General features: G+C 68.0%; 7 protein-coding genes. 2 read left to right on the forward strand and 5 right to left on the reverse strand.

All coding sequences use genetic code 11. The features are described 5' to 3' along the window. Positions 1-326: 326 nt before the first annotated feature. Positions 327-1,265, reverse strand: a complete 939-nt coding sequence (gene cysK / locus ACIQ7H_RS19990) for a cysteine synthase A (protein WP_395794853.1) — start codon at positions 1,263-1,265, stop codon at positions 327-329. Positions 1,266-1,534: 269 nt separating this feature from the next. Next, positions 1,535-2,404, reverse strand: coding sequence for an alpha/beta hydrolase (locus tag ACIQ7H_RS19995; RefSeq protein WP_395794855.1), 870 nt, complete (start codon positions 2,402-2,404; stop codon positions 1,535-1,537). A 412-nt stretch (positions 2,405-2,816) separates the two neighbouring features. Here ACIQ7H_RS19995 and ACIQ7H_RS20000 point away from each other — a divergent pair, with 412 nt between their 5' ends. Beyond that, positions 2,817-3,437 carry a hypothetical protein gene (locus ACIQ7H_RS20000; protein WP_395794857.1) on the forward strand — a complete coding sequence of 207 codons (621 nt, stop codon included), beginning with the start codon at positions 2,817-2,819 and terminating at the stop codon, positions 3,435-3,437. After that, entirely contained in the window at positions 3,434-12,055 is an 8,622-nt protein-coding gene (locus tag ACIQ7H_RS20005) for a hypothetical protein (RefSeq protein WP_395794859.1), read from the forward strand. Before ACIQ7H_RS20000 ends, ACIQ7H_RS20005 begins: the two co-directional genes overlap by 4 nt. A gap of 76 nt (positions 12,056-12,131) precedes the next feature. Here the strand turns inward: ACIQ7H_RS20005 and ACIQ7H_RS20010 are convergent, their stop codons facing one another. From ACIQ7H_RS20010 to ACIQ7H_RS20020, 3 genes are all read right to left on the reverse strand, one after another. Beyond that, positions 12,132-14,894, reverse strand: a complete 2,763-nt coding sequence (locus tag ACIQ7H_RS20010) for a tetratricopeptide repeat protein (RefSeq protein WP_395794861.1) — start codon at positions 14,892-14,894, stop codon at positions 12,132-12,134. Then, positions 14,860-15,477 (reverse strand): ECF-type sigma factor, encoded by a 618-nt coding sequence (locus ACIQ7H_RS20015; RefSeq protein ID WP_395794863.1) that lies wholly within the window; start codon positions 15,475-15,477, stop codon positions 14,860-14,862. The genes ACIQ7H_RS20010 and ACIQ7H_RS20015 overlap by 35 nt, the downstream gene beginning before the upstream one ends. 199 nt (positions 15,478-15,676) lie before the next feature. Further along, positions 15,677-15,919, reverse strand: coding sequence for a hypothetical protein (locus ACIQ7H_RS20020; protein ID WP_395794865.1), 243 nt, complete (start codon positions 15,917-15,919; stop codon positions 15,677-15,679). Between the last annotated feature and the right edge of the window lie 163 nt (positions 15,920-16,082).

A 16,082-nucleotide genomic window follows, 5' to 3' on the forward strand; every position in this document is an offset into this window, starting at 1 on the left:
GTGCAGCGCGTCTCGACTCAAGCTCCGACCGTCAACTGCTTCCATTTGCCACACCTCCGATCCAAGACCGAAACCTTGACCGCTGGCGGCGCTTGAAGTTCACGGATAATTGGCGCCGGCTCTATAGCCGCTTGGTGCCCGCGGGTGCGTGCAGGAGCGAGCTTGCACGCGACGCAGGCCTGCGCGGACAGCGCGTGGCGTCGGGTCGCCTGCAAGCAGGCTCCCACACTGTCTCGGGACCTTCGCTTGCGCAACGTAGGCGAACGCGGCGCTGTTGGCGACTCCCGACTCCCGACTCCCCATTCCCGCCGCGCCGCAGGCGCGGCTCACACCTCGTCCGAGCCCTCGTTGATCCCTTCGAACAGGAAGGTCGAGAGATAGCGCTCGCCGGTGTCCGGCAGCATCACCAGGATCTGCGTGCCGGGCTCGGCGTCCTTGGCCAGCTCCAGCGCGGCGGCATAGGTGGCGCCGGCCGAGATGCCGACGAAGATGCCTTCCTTGCGCGCGAGCTCCAGCGAGGTGTCGCGGGCCACCACGTCTTCGATCGGGATATCGCGGTCGAAGATTTCGCGGTTCAGCACCGAGGGGATGAAGTCCGGCGTCCAGCCCTGGATCTTGTGCGGCTTCCACTCGCCGCCGGCCAACAGCTGCGCGCCGGCCGGCTCGGTGGTGCAGATCTTCAGGTCCGGCCGCGCCACTTTCAGGATCTCGCCGGCGCCGGTCATGGTGCCGCCGGTGCCGTAGCCGGTAACGAACCAGTCCAGCCGCTTGCCGGCGAAGTCCGACAGGATCTCCGGGCCGGTGGTGTTGCGGTGGAAGGCCGGGTTGGCCGGGTTGTCGAACTGCCGGGCCAGAAACCCGCCGATACGCTCGGCGTACTCGTTCGCCGCCCGCACCATTCCGCTGGCGCGCTCCGCGGCCGGGGTGAGCACCACCTTGGCGCCCAGCGCGCGCATCAGCTTGCGGCGCTCGATCGAGAACGTCTCGACCATGAAGGCCACAAACGGATACCCGCGCGCCGCACACACCATCGCCAAGGCGATACCCGTGTTGCCTGAGGTCGCCTCCACCACCGTCTGGCCGGGCTTCAGCAGACCCTTCTGTTCCGCATCCAGGATGATCGCCAGCGCCAGGCGATCCTTCACCGAGGCCATCGGATTGAAGGCCTCGATCTTGACGAAGATGTCCACGTGCTCGGGCTTGAAGCGGTTGATGCGCACCACCGGGGTGCGTCCGATGGTGTCGAGGATGCTGTTGTAGATCATGGCGTGGCCCTTGAGATTAGTAGCGCGATTGCACGGTCTGCGGACCAGCCGGGCCAGTGTTGCCCTCGCCTATAGTCCGGCGCGTCATGTGGGTGGCAAGGAGATGCCAGAGGCAGCGGGGTGGACGGAGCGGCCGCGATGGAGGTGGACCGCTCGATTCATTCCGAAGGCGTGATTCTGAGGTGTTCCGGCAGAACACCTGATCTCATCTTGAATTGCGGCGCCTGTATTGGGCGGCGCCGCGAAGTGGCGCGGGTTTCAATGAACGGTCAACGCGCAGCTGCGTCGTCCACGATGAAGCCATGCTCCTTGAGAAAAGCGATGCTTGTATCGCTCGCGTCTTTACTGACGTCCCTGTCGATGGCGCTGTAGTCCGGAACTTCCTGACTCGCCAGGTTCCGCGTAAACAGGTGTCCAACCGCGGGATACAGCTTCAGCCGGCAGACGTTGCCGCGTTCTCGCATGCGTTCGCAGAAGCGTTCCGCGCCTGCCGCCGGGGTCACGTTGTCCTCCGCGCCCTGCAGCAGCAACATGGGCGGAAGGCCGGAGCGCACATGAAGATCCGGCGAGAGCGCCGCCGCCTGTGCCGCACCGCCGACCAGCGATCGGAACCAGGTCGATGTGGCGACGGATACCGCAGGCGAGCGCAGCACCAAGGCGTTGGGTACAGAGGAAACCGCGCTGCCCCAGGGTTCATCGAAGATGGCGGCTGAAGACGCGAGGTGGGCACCCGCCGAAGTGCCGAGCGCCACCACTTTGTCCGGATCTATACCAAGCCTGCCCGCCTCCTCGCGAACCCAGCGAATCGCATTCCTGGCATCGGCGACCGCATCGAACGGAGTGAGGCCGTCGCGAGAGAGGCGATAGTCGACCGAGACGGCGACCATCCCGAGCGCGGAATACTGCTCTCCAATAGCGTCCATCCAACTGGCTTCACCTTCATTCCAGCCGCCGCCGTGGAACAACACGATCGCGCTGCGTGGCTTGCCGTCGTTGTGCGAAGGCGAGAACACGCGGACACCGATCTGAGCGCCGAGACTTGTGAACTCCTCAATGGTGGGTGAGCCAGCGCCCTGAGCCCCGAGGTGGCTGCTGAACACGAGGAGCAAAACCAGTGCGACGAGTCTGAGAGTGCTCATGAGCAATCCAAATCCTTGAACTTCCTCAAAGAAAACTCGGATCGAATGGACGGCCGGCCGGCATCGCCGCGCGGCAGCTCGATTCACTCGTCAATCGCGCGCCCGAGCGTTGTGCGTGTCGGCGGGCGCTGCTTGGTCGACGAGGCTACCCGCCGTGAATGCCCTCCGGCAATCTGAATGTGCGCTCCTGCACCTCCGTCCGAAATGCACGGTGCGCTGCAGCCTCAGGGCCTGAGCGAGGTGACGCCTTCCACGCATGGCTACAGCCGTGTCGCCAGCGCCCGGTGCACCCGTCGCCCAGTGCGCAGAACGACCTCGGCGAGCGCATCGCATCCGCCGTGATCCCTCGCCGCATCGGAATACGACAAGCCTCCCTGAGAGCCGTCATCGTTCGGCCATCAGGGGTTTCTTCATGTTCTGTCTGTTGTCGGGTCGGCTGCTGCGCCGCGCTCACGCCGCGCTGGCGATGTCGGCGTTCTCCGCCTTCTGCGCGTGTCTGTTCCCTGCGCTGGCCTCGGCCGCCGCTGCCTGCGAGGGCTCAGCGCCGCCGACGCTGACGCTCAGCATCGTCTCGGGTGCCTTGCGCGGGTCCGAGAGCGAGCGCCTGCGGGTCAGCGTGCACGAGGACGGCTGCGTCGCCGTGCAGCGGCCCTGGTATCTGCGCAAATCCGGGCAGTACGAGATCCGCCTGGATGCGGCCGAACGGGAATCTCTGCGCGCCGAGATCGCGATCGAGGCGCTGCGCGGCGTCAGCGCGGACAGCCTGCGGCAGGAGGCCAAGGCTGCCGAAGCGCTCGCCAAACGCGAGGACGGCGAGCCGGAGATCGAGTTCCATGCGCTGGATGCCGATGTGTTCGCGCTGCAGTGGCGCGAGGACGACGTGCCGCGCGAGCTGGTCTGGGCCGATGTGCTCGACGCCGCCGACCGTCAGCCGAAATCCGCCGGCATCAACGCGCTGGCGAGCACCGTACGGGCGATACAGCCGCTGCTGCAACGCGACGGCAAGCGCGTCGACAGCGGGAGTGTGCAATGAGCCGCCTGCGTCTGAGTGTGCTGGTCGCCAGTCTGGTGGCGCTGTTTCCGCAGCCTGCGGGTGCGGGCGCCTTTATCAGCGCCACCGAAGACTCACCGAACGCCATCCTGCATCAGAACTACACGGGCGTGGGTGGCGAGCAAAGCGATGTCACGGTCTGCGTCGACATCTCGGAAAACCCGGCGCTCGCGATCGCCGCCGAACCGGCCATCCACAACGTGATCGCTACCTACAACCGCTTCCACGGCCTGGCCGAACACAGCTTCGCGTTCTGGCCCAACAGCAGCGCGGACGCCACCCGGCCGGATTTCGAGACGGTGCTGCTGCATGAGTTCATGCATGCCCACGGGCTCCACCATCCGCAGCATGCGAGTGACCCGAGCGGGGCGGGCGCCAGCGTGTTTGACGCCACGCGCAGCACGGATGGCGTCAACAATGTGCTGGACCACCTCGGCGACGCCGATGGCAATCCCGGTTCGGCCGATGACCAACGCGGCGATGATCGCAGCCTGAACTGGTATGTCAGCGGGGTGAACGATCCCGGCGTGGTGCCGACGGTGGTCGACAGAACCACGATGACCCGTGAGCTGTCCGGCCTGCCGGCGGGGCACAACTTCGTCGCCAACGGCAATGCGGCGGTGATGGCCGCGCTCGGCTACGCCAACAGCGAATCCGCCGCCCACCAGGGCTACGAAATGGGTCAGGTGCAGCGTCACCTGCACAGCGAGGACATCGCCACGCTGCGCCTGGCGCGCGCGGGCATTGACGGTCTCGCCGGCACGGCCGACGACTACTTTCACCAGGCGCGCTATGTCGGTCGGATGAACAATCCGCAGGGCGGTGAGTGCAGGATCGTGGTGCGGTTCGTCCCCGAGACGTCCTTCGCGGCCACCTTCATTGGCACCACGCCGATCGCCGACGGCCATCAGCGTCTCATCTTCCCCACCCGTATCCGCTTCAACCCCCAGGTGGACTGGTACTTCACGCCGGGCGCCAACACCGAAGTGCAGATCGTCGATGCGCCTGATCCCAGCACCGGTGCCAGCCCATACAGCGTGCAGGTGACGGTCGCCAAGGCGGCCTACAACAGCATGAGCGGCACGCCTCAGGGCGAAGTCGAGGTGCGCGACGGGCCGCGCGGCGATGCACTCACCGCGAGCTGCCGGATCACGCTCAGCGGCGGCAGCGGCAGCTGTCAGATCGTGCCGCGCGCGCTCGGGCGCCGAACCCTGACGGCTGACTATCTGGGCTGGGGCGGTTGGGACGGCAGCAGCGCTACGACCACGCACGATGTGGTCGACACCGTCGGATTCACCGCCATCACCCACACGCCTGCGCCCTCGGTAGTGAACGGCGAGGTCGTGTTCGCCTGGAGCCTCGTCGCGCAGACCAGCAGCCTGCCGCTGGCCCAGACGGGACAGGTGGTCGTGAAGGAAGCGGCCGATTGCGCCTCGCCGCCGATCACTCCCGCGCACCAGTGCAGCGCCACCCTGCCGGCGAACAGCTGCACGATCCGCTTTGGCAGCCCCGGCACGCGCACGATGCAGCTGTGCTACGGCGGCCAAGACGCGATCGCAGCGGCCAACGCCACCGTCTCTCATTCGGTTGAGGGAGGCCGCACCACCCTCACCCAGCTGCTGTCGCGCACGCCTGCGGCCACTGCGCCTTTCGAGCCCTACACGGTGCAGCTGCAGGTGCGCGAGAACCCGAGCCAGGGCGGGCATCCGCAGGGCGTGGTCGTGGTTCGCGATGGCCCGGAAGGCGATCCGCTGACCTCGACCTGCCAAGCCACTCTCGCGGGCACGCCCGGTGAAACGGCCAGCTGCGTGCTGCGCAGCGCGCGCGCCGGAACCCGCGAGCTGAGCGCGGACTTCGCCGCGCAGAATCTGTGGGCGGCAAGCAGTGCGCAGGATGTCCACAGCGTTCGCGACTTCCGCATCGTCAGCCATCTGCCGGCCGCCAGCCGCGTCGGTGAAGCGGTGAGCGTGGTGGTGCTGCTCGATGTGCGGCCGTTCCTGGCGCAGCCGGCGCCCACGGGCACCATCGTGGTCAGCGATGGCGTTGACGAATGCACCATCGTGCTGCCGGCCAGCGAGTGTCTGTGGCGCGGCAGCACCGTCGGCGCGCGCGCGCTGACGGCGACCTGGAGCGGCAGCGGGCCCTACGCTGGCGCCACCACGGCCGCGGTCACGCAGACGGTTCTGCCCGCAGCGCCGGCCTATCCGCGCCAGCTGTCGCAGTCGCTTGCCAGCTTCCCCGAAAGCAATGCGGCTTCGGTCGCGTCCGGCACGGCGCTCAGTGCAGACGGCCGCTTCGTGGTGTTTTCTTCCAGCGCAAGCAACCTGGTTGCAGGTGACACCAACGGCGTTGAGGACATCTTCGTTCGCGATCAGCTGAGCGGCGCCGTGCGCCGGGTCAGCGAGGCTGCCGATGGCACGCAGGGCAACAGCGCCAGCCAGCTGCCGTCGATCAGCGCGAACGGCCGCTACGTGTCGTTCTTTTCGCAGGCCAGCACGCTGATGCCGGGCGGCGACAACGGCAGGCATGTCTACGTGAAGGATCTCTACAACGGCTCGGTGGCGCGCGCGTCATCGCTGCCCAACGGCAGCCTGCCGCCCCAGTCCGAACTGTCGTTCACGACCATGCTCTCCGCCTTGAGCGTGGATGGCCGCTATGTGGTGTTCCCCTCCTCGCGGCCGCTGGCTGCGGGCGATAGCAACGGCCTCATCGACGTCTACGTCAAGGACATGCAGACCGGCGCAGTTGACCTGGTCAGCAGCAACAGCGCGGACACGGTTGGCGACAGCTACAGCGCGTTTCCGGCAATCAGCGCGGACGGCCGCCACGTCGCCTATTTGTCCACTGCGGGCAATCTGGTGCCCAGCTTCACCGCGAACTCATTGCAGAACAAGGTCTTCATCAAGGACCGTCTGACCCGCAGCTCGCGTCTGGTCAGCGCGACCGCGTCCGGAGAAGCCGCCACGGGTAGCTGCGGCATCGCTCCCTCACTCAGCGCCGATGGCCGCATTGTCGCGTTCCAATGCAATTCGCCGAACCTGCCCGCGAACGGGGGTTGGACGGGCGAGCGGATTTTCGTCAAGGACATGTTGAGCGGCGCGATCGAGCTGGTGTCGCACCCGTCCTACTCCAACGCGCTGGTGCCGGCCATCAGTGGCGACGGTCGCTACGTCGTGTTCCAGCAGGGGCGCCCTGGCGTGGGCACCGGCGTGTACGTGCGCGACCGTCAGACCCAGACCCTCACCAATCAGCACCTCACGCTCGCCGGCAGCGATGCCGGCGGCGAAAACGTTTCCTGGGAGCCGCGCATGCGCCCGGCGATCAGCGCGGATGGCCGATTCGTCTCCTTCCAGTCGGTCAATGCGCAGCTGGTGACGCCGGATCTGAACGCCGCCGCCGACGTGTTCGTGCGTGACCGCAGCGCCCAGCTGACGGCGCGGGCGAGCGCGGCCTACTCGGGCGTGCGACCCACCGGCGACAGCAGCGCGGCGGCGATCAGCCGCGATGGTGAGACCGCCGTGTTCGCGTCGAACAGCCGCGCGCTGATCGCGGGCGATACCAATGGCCGCTCCGACGTCTTCCTGCGCAACAGCACCGGCGGAGCCGTGCAGCGGGTCAGCGTCGCGGCCGATGGCAGCCAGGCCAACGGCGACAGCTTTGCCCCGGCCTATGCCGAGGCCAGCGGCGAGGTGTTCTTCCTGTCGTCCGCCACCAACCTGATTGCGAACGACACCAATGGCAGGGTTGACCTGTTCGCCAAGCAGCTCAGCGATGGCAGCGTCCGACGCATCAATACGGCCTTCGGTTCGCAGTCGCCCGTCGATGCCCTGGGGCCGATCGCGGTCAGTCGTGACGGTCGCCGGGTGGTGTTCACGTCGGCTGACCGCAGCGAGTATTTGGGCAGCACCGGTGACCGCAATGGCTTTGTCGACATCGTCCTGATCCTGCGTGACGGACAAACCAGCAGCCCGCTGATACTCAGCCGCGTCGCGGCCGGGCTGGGCAATGGCGACAGCGTGCAGGCCAGCATCTCCGACGATGGCCAGCGCATCGCGTTCGCGTCGGATGCGACCAACTTCCAGCTCGACGGCGGCAGCGCGGTGCGCGACGTGTTCGTGTATGCGTTCGCGCCGGCGCCAGCGGGCCTGCGATTCCTCGCCAGCAGCGACGCCAGCGGCGCCCCGGGCAATGGCCACAGCGAGCAGCCGGCCCTGAGCCCTGACGGCCGCTATGTCGCCTTCGTTTCGGATGCGAGCAATCTCGTGCCCGGCGACACCAATGGCGTGCGCGATGTGTTCGTCAAGGACCTGCAGACTGGGGCGATCGAACGCGTCAGCACCAGCAGTTCAGGCGCCGCGGGCACGGGCGGTGCGTGCAGCTCAGCCTCGATCGCCGCAGGTGCGCGCTACGTCAGCTTCCTCTGTTCGCAGAACGGTCTGGTTGCCGGCGCCAGCGCCGCGCTAGCCCAGTTCTACGTCAAGGATCGCGTCACCGGTGCGATAGATCGGCGGTCCGAATCCGCGGCCGGTGTGGCGGGCGATGCGGACAGCCGAGCCGGCGTGCGGGCGCTGTCGGACGTCGGTCTTGCGGTGTTCGAGACGAACTCCAGCAGCCTGACCGGGCTCGACAGCCTGCAGATCTCGAACGTCTACCTGAACTCACATGCCTCTGCACAGGCCGCCTGCACCACCGTGATCCGCTCGACGGCACCCGCTGTTCCGAGGCCAGGCGTGGCCTATGCCGTCAATATCGAGGTCAGCAGTTCTGGCTCGACCCCGGCCAGTGGACAGGTCAGTGTCATCGGTGCGCAGAGCAGCTGTGTGGCGACGCTGACGCCCGGCACACCATCAACTGCCAGCTGCAATCTGACCACCAACAGCACCGGTGCCTACACGCTGCGTGCCTTCTACGGCGGCGACGCCGCGACCCGCACCTCGGCCTCCGATCTGTTCGCGGTCGAGGTGCCCGACCAGGTCCTTCCCGGCAAGCACACGATCACCCAGATCACGCCCGGCAACGGTCGACTGACGGTCTTCTTCGGCTTCAACGGTGTAGGTACGCCGCATCGCGATTACACCGCGCGTTGTGGTGGCGTCTCCGTGGTCGCCACGAGCGGGCCGATCGTCGTGCAGCCCCTGCCCAACGGCGTCAGCGCGAGCTGCACGCTGACCGCCCGCAACGATCTCGGCATGGGCCCGCCCTCCGATCCGGTGTCGGCCACGCCGATCGCGAACACCGCCACCAGCATCACCGCGCAGCCGCCAAACCCGGCGCGGGTGGGCGTCGCCTATCCGGTGACGGTCGCCGTGAGCGGTGAAGGCACGCCCTCGCCCGGTGGCGAAGTGCAGGTGTCCGATGGAACGAGTAGCTGTTCGGCGCTGTTGACGCCCGGCGCCCCGTCGGTGGGCAGCTGTGCACTGACCTCGACGACGCGCGGCAACAAGACGCTGGTTGCAAGCTACACCGGCGATGCCGCGAATCGGGCGTCGAGTGCGAATGCCGCGTACGTGGCGGCCGATCTCCCGGGCGCACCCGTACTGAGCGCCGCAGCGCCCGGCAATGGGGTGGTGACGCTCACGTTCACCGCGCCAGGCGACAGCGGGGGCCTGCCCGTGCTCGATTACACCGCGAGCTGCGGTGGCAGCTCGATCACGGCCGCGGCGTCGCTGATCACCTTGACGGGCCTCGCCAACGGCACCGAAGTGTCCTGCAGCGTCAGCGCACGCAATGCGCTGGGCAGCAGCGCCGCATCGAATGTGATCCTCGCGACGCCGCGCACAGTGCCCGGGGCGCCGACGCTCACTGGGGCGACGCCAGGCGATGCATCAGCGACCCTGCTTTTCTCCGTACCGAGCAACGATGGTGGCAGTCCGGTGTTGCGCTTTCGCGCGACGTGCGGAACGCAGGGGGTGTTTGTTGAAGCATCGCCTGCGGTCGTGACCGGGTTGATCAATGGCACTACCGTGGACTGCTCCGTGCGCGCGTTCAACGCGGCCGGCTTCAGTGTGTTCTCCAACAGGATCGCAGTGACACCGCGCGCACTGCCCGGCGCGCCCGTACTCACTTCGACGCAGCCTGGCGACGGCGCCGCGACCCTCGTCTTCGAGCCGCCGGCCAATGCCGAGGCCAGCGCGATCCTCGACTACACCGCGAGCTGCGGCGCGCGAACCGTCACCGGCACCGACTCGCCATTGCAGGTGCCCGGGCTGGCAAACGGTGTAGAGGTCGACTGCAGCGTGACCGCACGCAATGCGACCGGCACCGGCAATGCCTCGATCGTGCTGCCGGTGCGACCGCGCCGCGCGCCGGACGCACCTGTGCTCGATGCCGTGCAGGCGGGCAATCGCAGCGCCAGTGTCGTGTTCACGGCGCCGGCCAACGACGGCGGCAGCGTGGTGATCGACTACACCGCCACGTGCGGCGCGCAGAGTGTCACTGGCCTGGCTTCGCCGCTGCTGGTCAGCGGGTTGAGCGTCGGCGCTTCAATCGACTGCAGCGTGAGCGCGCGCAATGTCGCGGGTTCAAGTACGGCTTCGAACAGTCTGCCGGTGACACCTTTGGGCGAGCCGCAGGCTCCCACACTGCTCAACGCGCAGCCGGGCGATGGCAGCGCCACGCTGACCTTCACCGCGCCGAGTGACACCGGCGGCAGCGCGATCCTTGACTACACGGCCACCTGCGGCTCGCAGTCGACGACCGGTGCTGCGTCCCCGCTGCTGGTCAGCGGTCTGAGCAACGGCGCGCAGGTCAGCTGCAGCGTGGTGGCGCGCAATGCCATCGGCAGCAGCCCGGCATCAAACAGCTTGGCCGTGACCCCGGCTCGTGCACCGCGGGCGCCCACGCTGGTCAGTGCGCAGCCGGGCGATGGCAGTGCCACGCTGACATTCACCGCCCCCGGCGACGACGGCGGCAGCGCCATCCTCGACTACACCGCCACCTGCGGCACGCAGTCGGTGACGGGTACGGCGTCGCCGCTGCTGGTCAGTGGTCTGAGCAACGGCGTGCAGGTGAGCTGCAGCGTGGTCGCGCGCAACGCAGTCGGCAGCAGCCCGGCATCGAACAGCTTGGCGGCAATGCCTGTTCGCGCACCGCGGGCGCCCACGCTGATCAGCGCCCAGCCAGGCGACGGCAGCGCCACGCTGACGTTCACCGCGCCGAGTGACACCGGCGGCAGCGCGATCCTCGACTACACCGCGACGTGCGGTGCGCAGTCGGTGACGGGTACGGCGTCGCCGCTGCTGGTCAGTGGTCTGAGCAATGGCGTGCAGGTCAGCTGCAGCGTGGTCGCTCGCAATGCGGTCGGCAGCAGTGAAGCCTCGAACACGCTGAGCGTGACGCCCGTCGCCGCACCGCAGCCACCCACGCTGACCAGCGCGCAGCCCGGCAACGGCAGCGCCACGCTGACATTCAGCGCGCCAAGCAACAACGGCGGCAGCGCGGTGCTCGACTACACCGCCACCTGCGGTGCGCAGTCGACTACCGGCGCAGCCTCGCCGCTGATCGTCGTTGGGCTTGCCAATGGTGTGCAGGCCAGCTGCACCGTGGTCGCGCGCAATGCGATCGGCAGCAGTGCGGCCTCGAACGCGCTGACGGTGACTCCGGTCGGTGCACCGCAGGCGCCAACTCTGATCGGCGTGCAGCGCGGCGATGGCAGTGCGAGCCTGAGCTTCACTGCGCCCAGCAACAGCGGCGGCAGCCCGATCCTCGACTACACCGCCACCTGCGGCACGCAGTCGGTGACGGGTAGGGCGTCGCCGCTGCTGGTCAGTGGTCTGAGCAACGGCGTGCAGGTCAGTTGCAGCGTGGTGGCCCGCAATGCGATCGGCACCAGCCCTGCATCGAAGGCGCAGAGCACCACGCCCGCGAGCGTGCCGGCGGCTCCGCTGCTGGGCACGCTGACCGGCTTGGCCAGCGGCGCGCGGGTGGCTTTCAGTGCGCCGGTTAACGATGGTGGCAGTGCGGTGCTCGACTACGAGGCCTCGTGTCTGCCCGGGCCGATCGCAGCAGTCGGCATTGCGTCGCCGATCGATGTGCCCGGGCTGGTTCCGCAGCAGACCTACCGCTGCCGGGTCCGCGCGCGCAACGCGATCGGGCAGGGCCCGTTCTCGGCCGAGGGCAGCGTGATCCCCGGGCAGCAGGGCAACACCGCCGACCTCCGCATCAGCAAGACCAACAACAGCGACTACATCAACGATGCCGAGCCGGTGCCCTACCTGATTACCGTGCGTAACGACGGCCCGAGTGCGGTGGTCGGAGCGCGGGTGGAAGACGTCCTGGCGCCGGACTTCGCCAGTGCACAGTGGCAGTGCGAGGCCGACGCTGCGGCCTGGTGCCCGCCCTCGGGCAGCGGCGCCTTGGACATCCGCGTCGATCTGCCCGCGCAGACCTCGGTGCGGATTCGCTTCAATGCCACTCCGGCGGTCGTCGGTGGCTCGACCCCGATCAGCAACATCGCCACAGTCACCCCGCCGGTCGGTATCGACGATCCGCAGTTGAACAACAACGTGGCGATGGACGGACCGGACGCCCGGCGGATGTTCCGCGACGGGTTCGAAGCGCGGCCGGTTGTTCCAGCCGCGGAGTACTCCGAAAGCCCCTGATGCGGATGGATCGCGAGGACGTTCATGCGTGGATGCCGCGCATGAACGTTCTCGGGTCGCTCAGCTGGAGCTTGGATCAGCGCGCGTCACGCAGCTCAGCGATGCGTCGGCGAAGCGGTGCGTCGGCCACCAGTCGATCGCCAATCTCGGTTTCGATGGCCGTCGCCAGCGCGGAAGACTCGGCGCGTCGATCCTGCGCCTGCAGCCATTCCGCGCGCGGCAGTCGAGCCAAGGCCAGGCGCGGGTCGCCGGGTGCGTGGATCGCGGCCAGCGCGTGTTCGGCGTCGATCAACTTCGACAGCGTCAGCGCGTCGCCGTCGCGCCACAGGTCGGCTCTTGCCAAGGCATGTTTTAGGTACGGCTCCGTGCCGGGGCGAAGCTGCGCAGGCGCTGCCAGCAGGGCCTCGAGCAGGGCGCGTGCTTCGCCATGGCGGCCGCAGTCCTGCAGCCACTGCGCGCGCACCAGCCAAGCGTCAGCGAGATCGAACCCATCGGGCGCGGGATCGCTGGTCAGAATGTGCAGCGCTCTGTCGACTGCCGCGCCGGCCGCTGCGTCGCAAACGTTCTGGCTCAGGATGCGAGCCTGCAGGATCAGCGAGCGGGCGAGCCGGCGGTGAGCGCCGGGGCCCTGTGTCTCCATCGTGGCAATGGCTTCATCGACGATGGCCGTCGCACGCGGCACATCGCCGATTGCCGCAACGGCATCGGCGAGGTTGTGCTTCCAGATCGCGAAGGACGGGCTGTCATCGGGAAACTTCTGCTGACCGATCTCGAAGGCTTCCTCGAACAAGGGAATCGCCTCGTCGGCGCGCCCGGCAGCAGCGAGCATCGTCGCGTACTGCACCAGTGACCACGCGCCCTGGCGACTTGCGAGGCGTCCATCGCGACGGTGCAGGGCCAGTGCCTCGACGAACAGCGGTTCGGCCTCGGCGAATCTTCGCGCCAGCTGCAGCGTGCCGGCCAGGGCTTCGAGTTGGGTCACGTACTCGACGTGCGTGTCGCCGAGCAGCAGCCGGCGCAGGTCGAGTGACTCGCGCATCAGCGCGATCGCGCGAGGGAAATCGTTCAGTCGGCGCAGGTGCCAACCATAGGCGGCGAGCGCGTTGGACAGCGCGACACTGCCCGGGTGGTGCTCGCGCGCTTCCTGCAGTGTGGCCGCGTACACCGCATCGGCTTCCGGTCGCCGACCTTGGCCCAGGATGCTGGCCGCGTTCAAGCGCAATTCGAAATGCAGCGGCGAGCCGGCAGCGGCATGCATGTCCACCAGCCGCAGGGCTTCCAGAACGCTCGCATGGTCGATCTGCGCAGCGCGGTCGCGACGCAGCTCGTGCGCATTGCTGATCAGCATCTCGGCCAGCACCAGCGGGCGCTGCTGTCCGCGCTCGAGTTCGATGGCACGCGCGTAGAGCTGCTGACCGCGGTCGGGCTGGCCGATCACGAACAGCACGCGGGCGAGGGTGGCCATCATTTGCGACTGCGTGGCTGGTGTGCCCGCAAGATCGGTTTCGATGCGAAGCATCGCTTCGTCGAGCAGGTTCGAGAGCGACACGAGGCCGCTGCCCGCATCCGCGTGACCGCCGCGAAACACCGAAATCAGGAACCCGTTGGTCTCGCGCGCGGTCGCCTCCGAGGCGCGCGCCTCGATCTCCGATTGTCGCGCGCGATCGCGCTCGGCCAGTGCGATCTGTTCGGCCGCCAGCGCGCGCTGGCGCTCGCTGATCAACTGCAGGGTGAAACCGAGGCACAGCGCGAGCACGCCGGCGACGCCCAGCAGGGCGGCCCAGCGGCGGCGCACGAACTTGCTCAATCGATAGCCTGCGGTGGCAGGCAATGCCTGCAGTGGACGAAGCGCGCGCAGTCGGGCGATGTCGTCGCACAGCGCATCCACCGAGGCGTAGCGCGAGCTCGCCTGCGCATGCATGGCGCGCGCGATCAGTGCGGCGAGTTCGCGGTCCGCGCCAAGCCCGGCGCGCTCGATCATCTCGCCGAGCACCACGCCGAGGCTGTACACATCGCTGGCCGTGCTGACCCGCTCGCCGCGCCGCTGTTCCGGGCTGGCATAGCGCGGCGTGTAGCCGGCGGACGCCGCGCCCGCGGCATCGGGCGCAGGCGTGTCGCTGATGCGCTCGCTGAGTTGCGCGATGCCGAAGTCGAGCAGCACCGGTTCGCCGGCGGCAGTCACAAGGATGTTCGAGGGCTTGAGATCGCAATGCACCACCAGCTGACGATGCGCATGGCTGACCGCGCCGCAGGCGGCGACGAACACATCGAGCAGGGCATCCCGGCTGGGCCGATGCTCGCGGCACCAGGCGTCGATCGGCCGGCCGTCGATGTAGTCCATCACCAGAAAGGGTCGACCCTCAGGTGTGGCGCCACCGTCGATCAGCCGGGCAATCCGCGGGTGCTGCAGCCGCGCCAGCAGCTGTCGCTCGCGCGCGAACAGGGCGATCGCGGCTTCGGCGGCCACGCCCTTGATGAACTTCAGCGCCGCCGTCTGCGTGTAGTGGCCGTCATTGCGTTCAACCCGGAACACCCGCCCCATGCCGCCGTGGCCGATCTCGGCCACCACGCGCCAGGCGCCGAACACATCGCCGATGGCCGGTTGCGAGGCGATGGCTTCGCCGAGCAGCGCGTTGCGCGGACGGTTCAAGGCCGCGGTGTCGCTGTCGTCGCTGGCCCTGCACAGCGCCAGCACCTCGGCCGCGATGTCGGCGGGAACGTTCTGTTGCGAAAGCAGCGCAGCACGTTGCTCGGGCGGGCAGTCGATGACGTCCTGGTACAGCGCGCGGATCCTCGCGAAGCGCTCAGCCTGCATCGGCGGCATCCCGGGCTGGATCATCGCTGATGGCCTTCAGCAGCCAGGCACGGGCGAAGCGCAGGTCGCGCTTGACGGTCGGCACCGACACGCCGAGCAGGCGCGCGATCTCCTCCTGTGACAGCCCGCCGAAATAGGTCAGGTGCATGGCGCGACCGCAGCGCGGGTCCAGCGCCTCCAGGCCCTGCAGCGCCTGCTCAAGCGCGAGCAGGTCGATCGGTGCCGCGCTGTGCGGGTTCTCCTCATCGATGCGGCTGATGCTCACCTGTACCCGATCGCCGCCGCGCTTCTCCGCACTGCGCGCACGCGCGTGATCGACCAGGATGGCGCGCATCGCCAGCGACATCGTGGCGAGGAAATGGGTGCGACTGGCGAAGTCCATCCGCGCCGGCAGCATGTCGAGCACGGCCTCGTGGACCAGCTCCGTCGGCGAAAACGTCGCGGCCGCACCGCGCCCCAGACGCTGCGCCGCCATCCGCTTCAAGTCCAGATACACCCGGTCGACCGCCGCCGAAAATGCACCGCTGTCGCCCTGATGCCAAGCGTGCAGCAGGGTGGTCAGATCGTCCGCAGGCGCGGGCGTTGGAGCGCACTCATCCGCACTCATAGGCGAGCCAGCTGACGGGATTTTCGAGTATAGCGACAGTCCCCAGTGCCAGAAGAACCGAAGGCTTCGACCGGTTCTATCGCTGCAGTCTTGAGCGCGCGACGTGCCTCACGCGTTGGCGCATGCGAGGCCTATCGCGCCGCTCCAGACCCGCAAGGCGACCGGCGCAAGCCGCGGATCAGCGCGTGGCTGCGCGCGCTCAAAGATCCGACCAGCGCGCGACCAACCCGAACAGATGCACCAGGCCGATGACCAGGCAGATGCCCGAGGACACCCACCAGAACGTCATGGAGTTTTCCGGGAAGGCCGGACGCAGCAGCGGGAAGCACATCGCACGGGCGAGGAAGACCGCGGTGATGGCGATGAGCGCGAGCCGCGTGAGCGGAAGCGGCTTGATCACGCCTGCGCCTGAAAGTGCGTACGCGGCCCACAGCAGCAGCACGGCTGCGATCGCACAGGTCAGGAGGGTGGGGCGGATGTAAGCGTCCGCCAAAGACACCTACCCCAGCCGTTCGCTCTGTGCTTGGTCTGACGTGCTCACTGGCACCCACCCCTCAATCGGCAGCAGTTGATCGATATCGCGGTTGCGCGTGGTTGGCAGCCGC

The sequence above is a fragment of the Aquimonas sp. genome (assembly GCF_044377145.1).
Classification (GTDB): Bacteria; Pseudomonadota; Gammaproteobacteria; order Xanthomonadales; family Xanthomonadaceae; genus Aquimonas.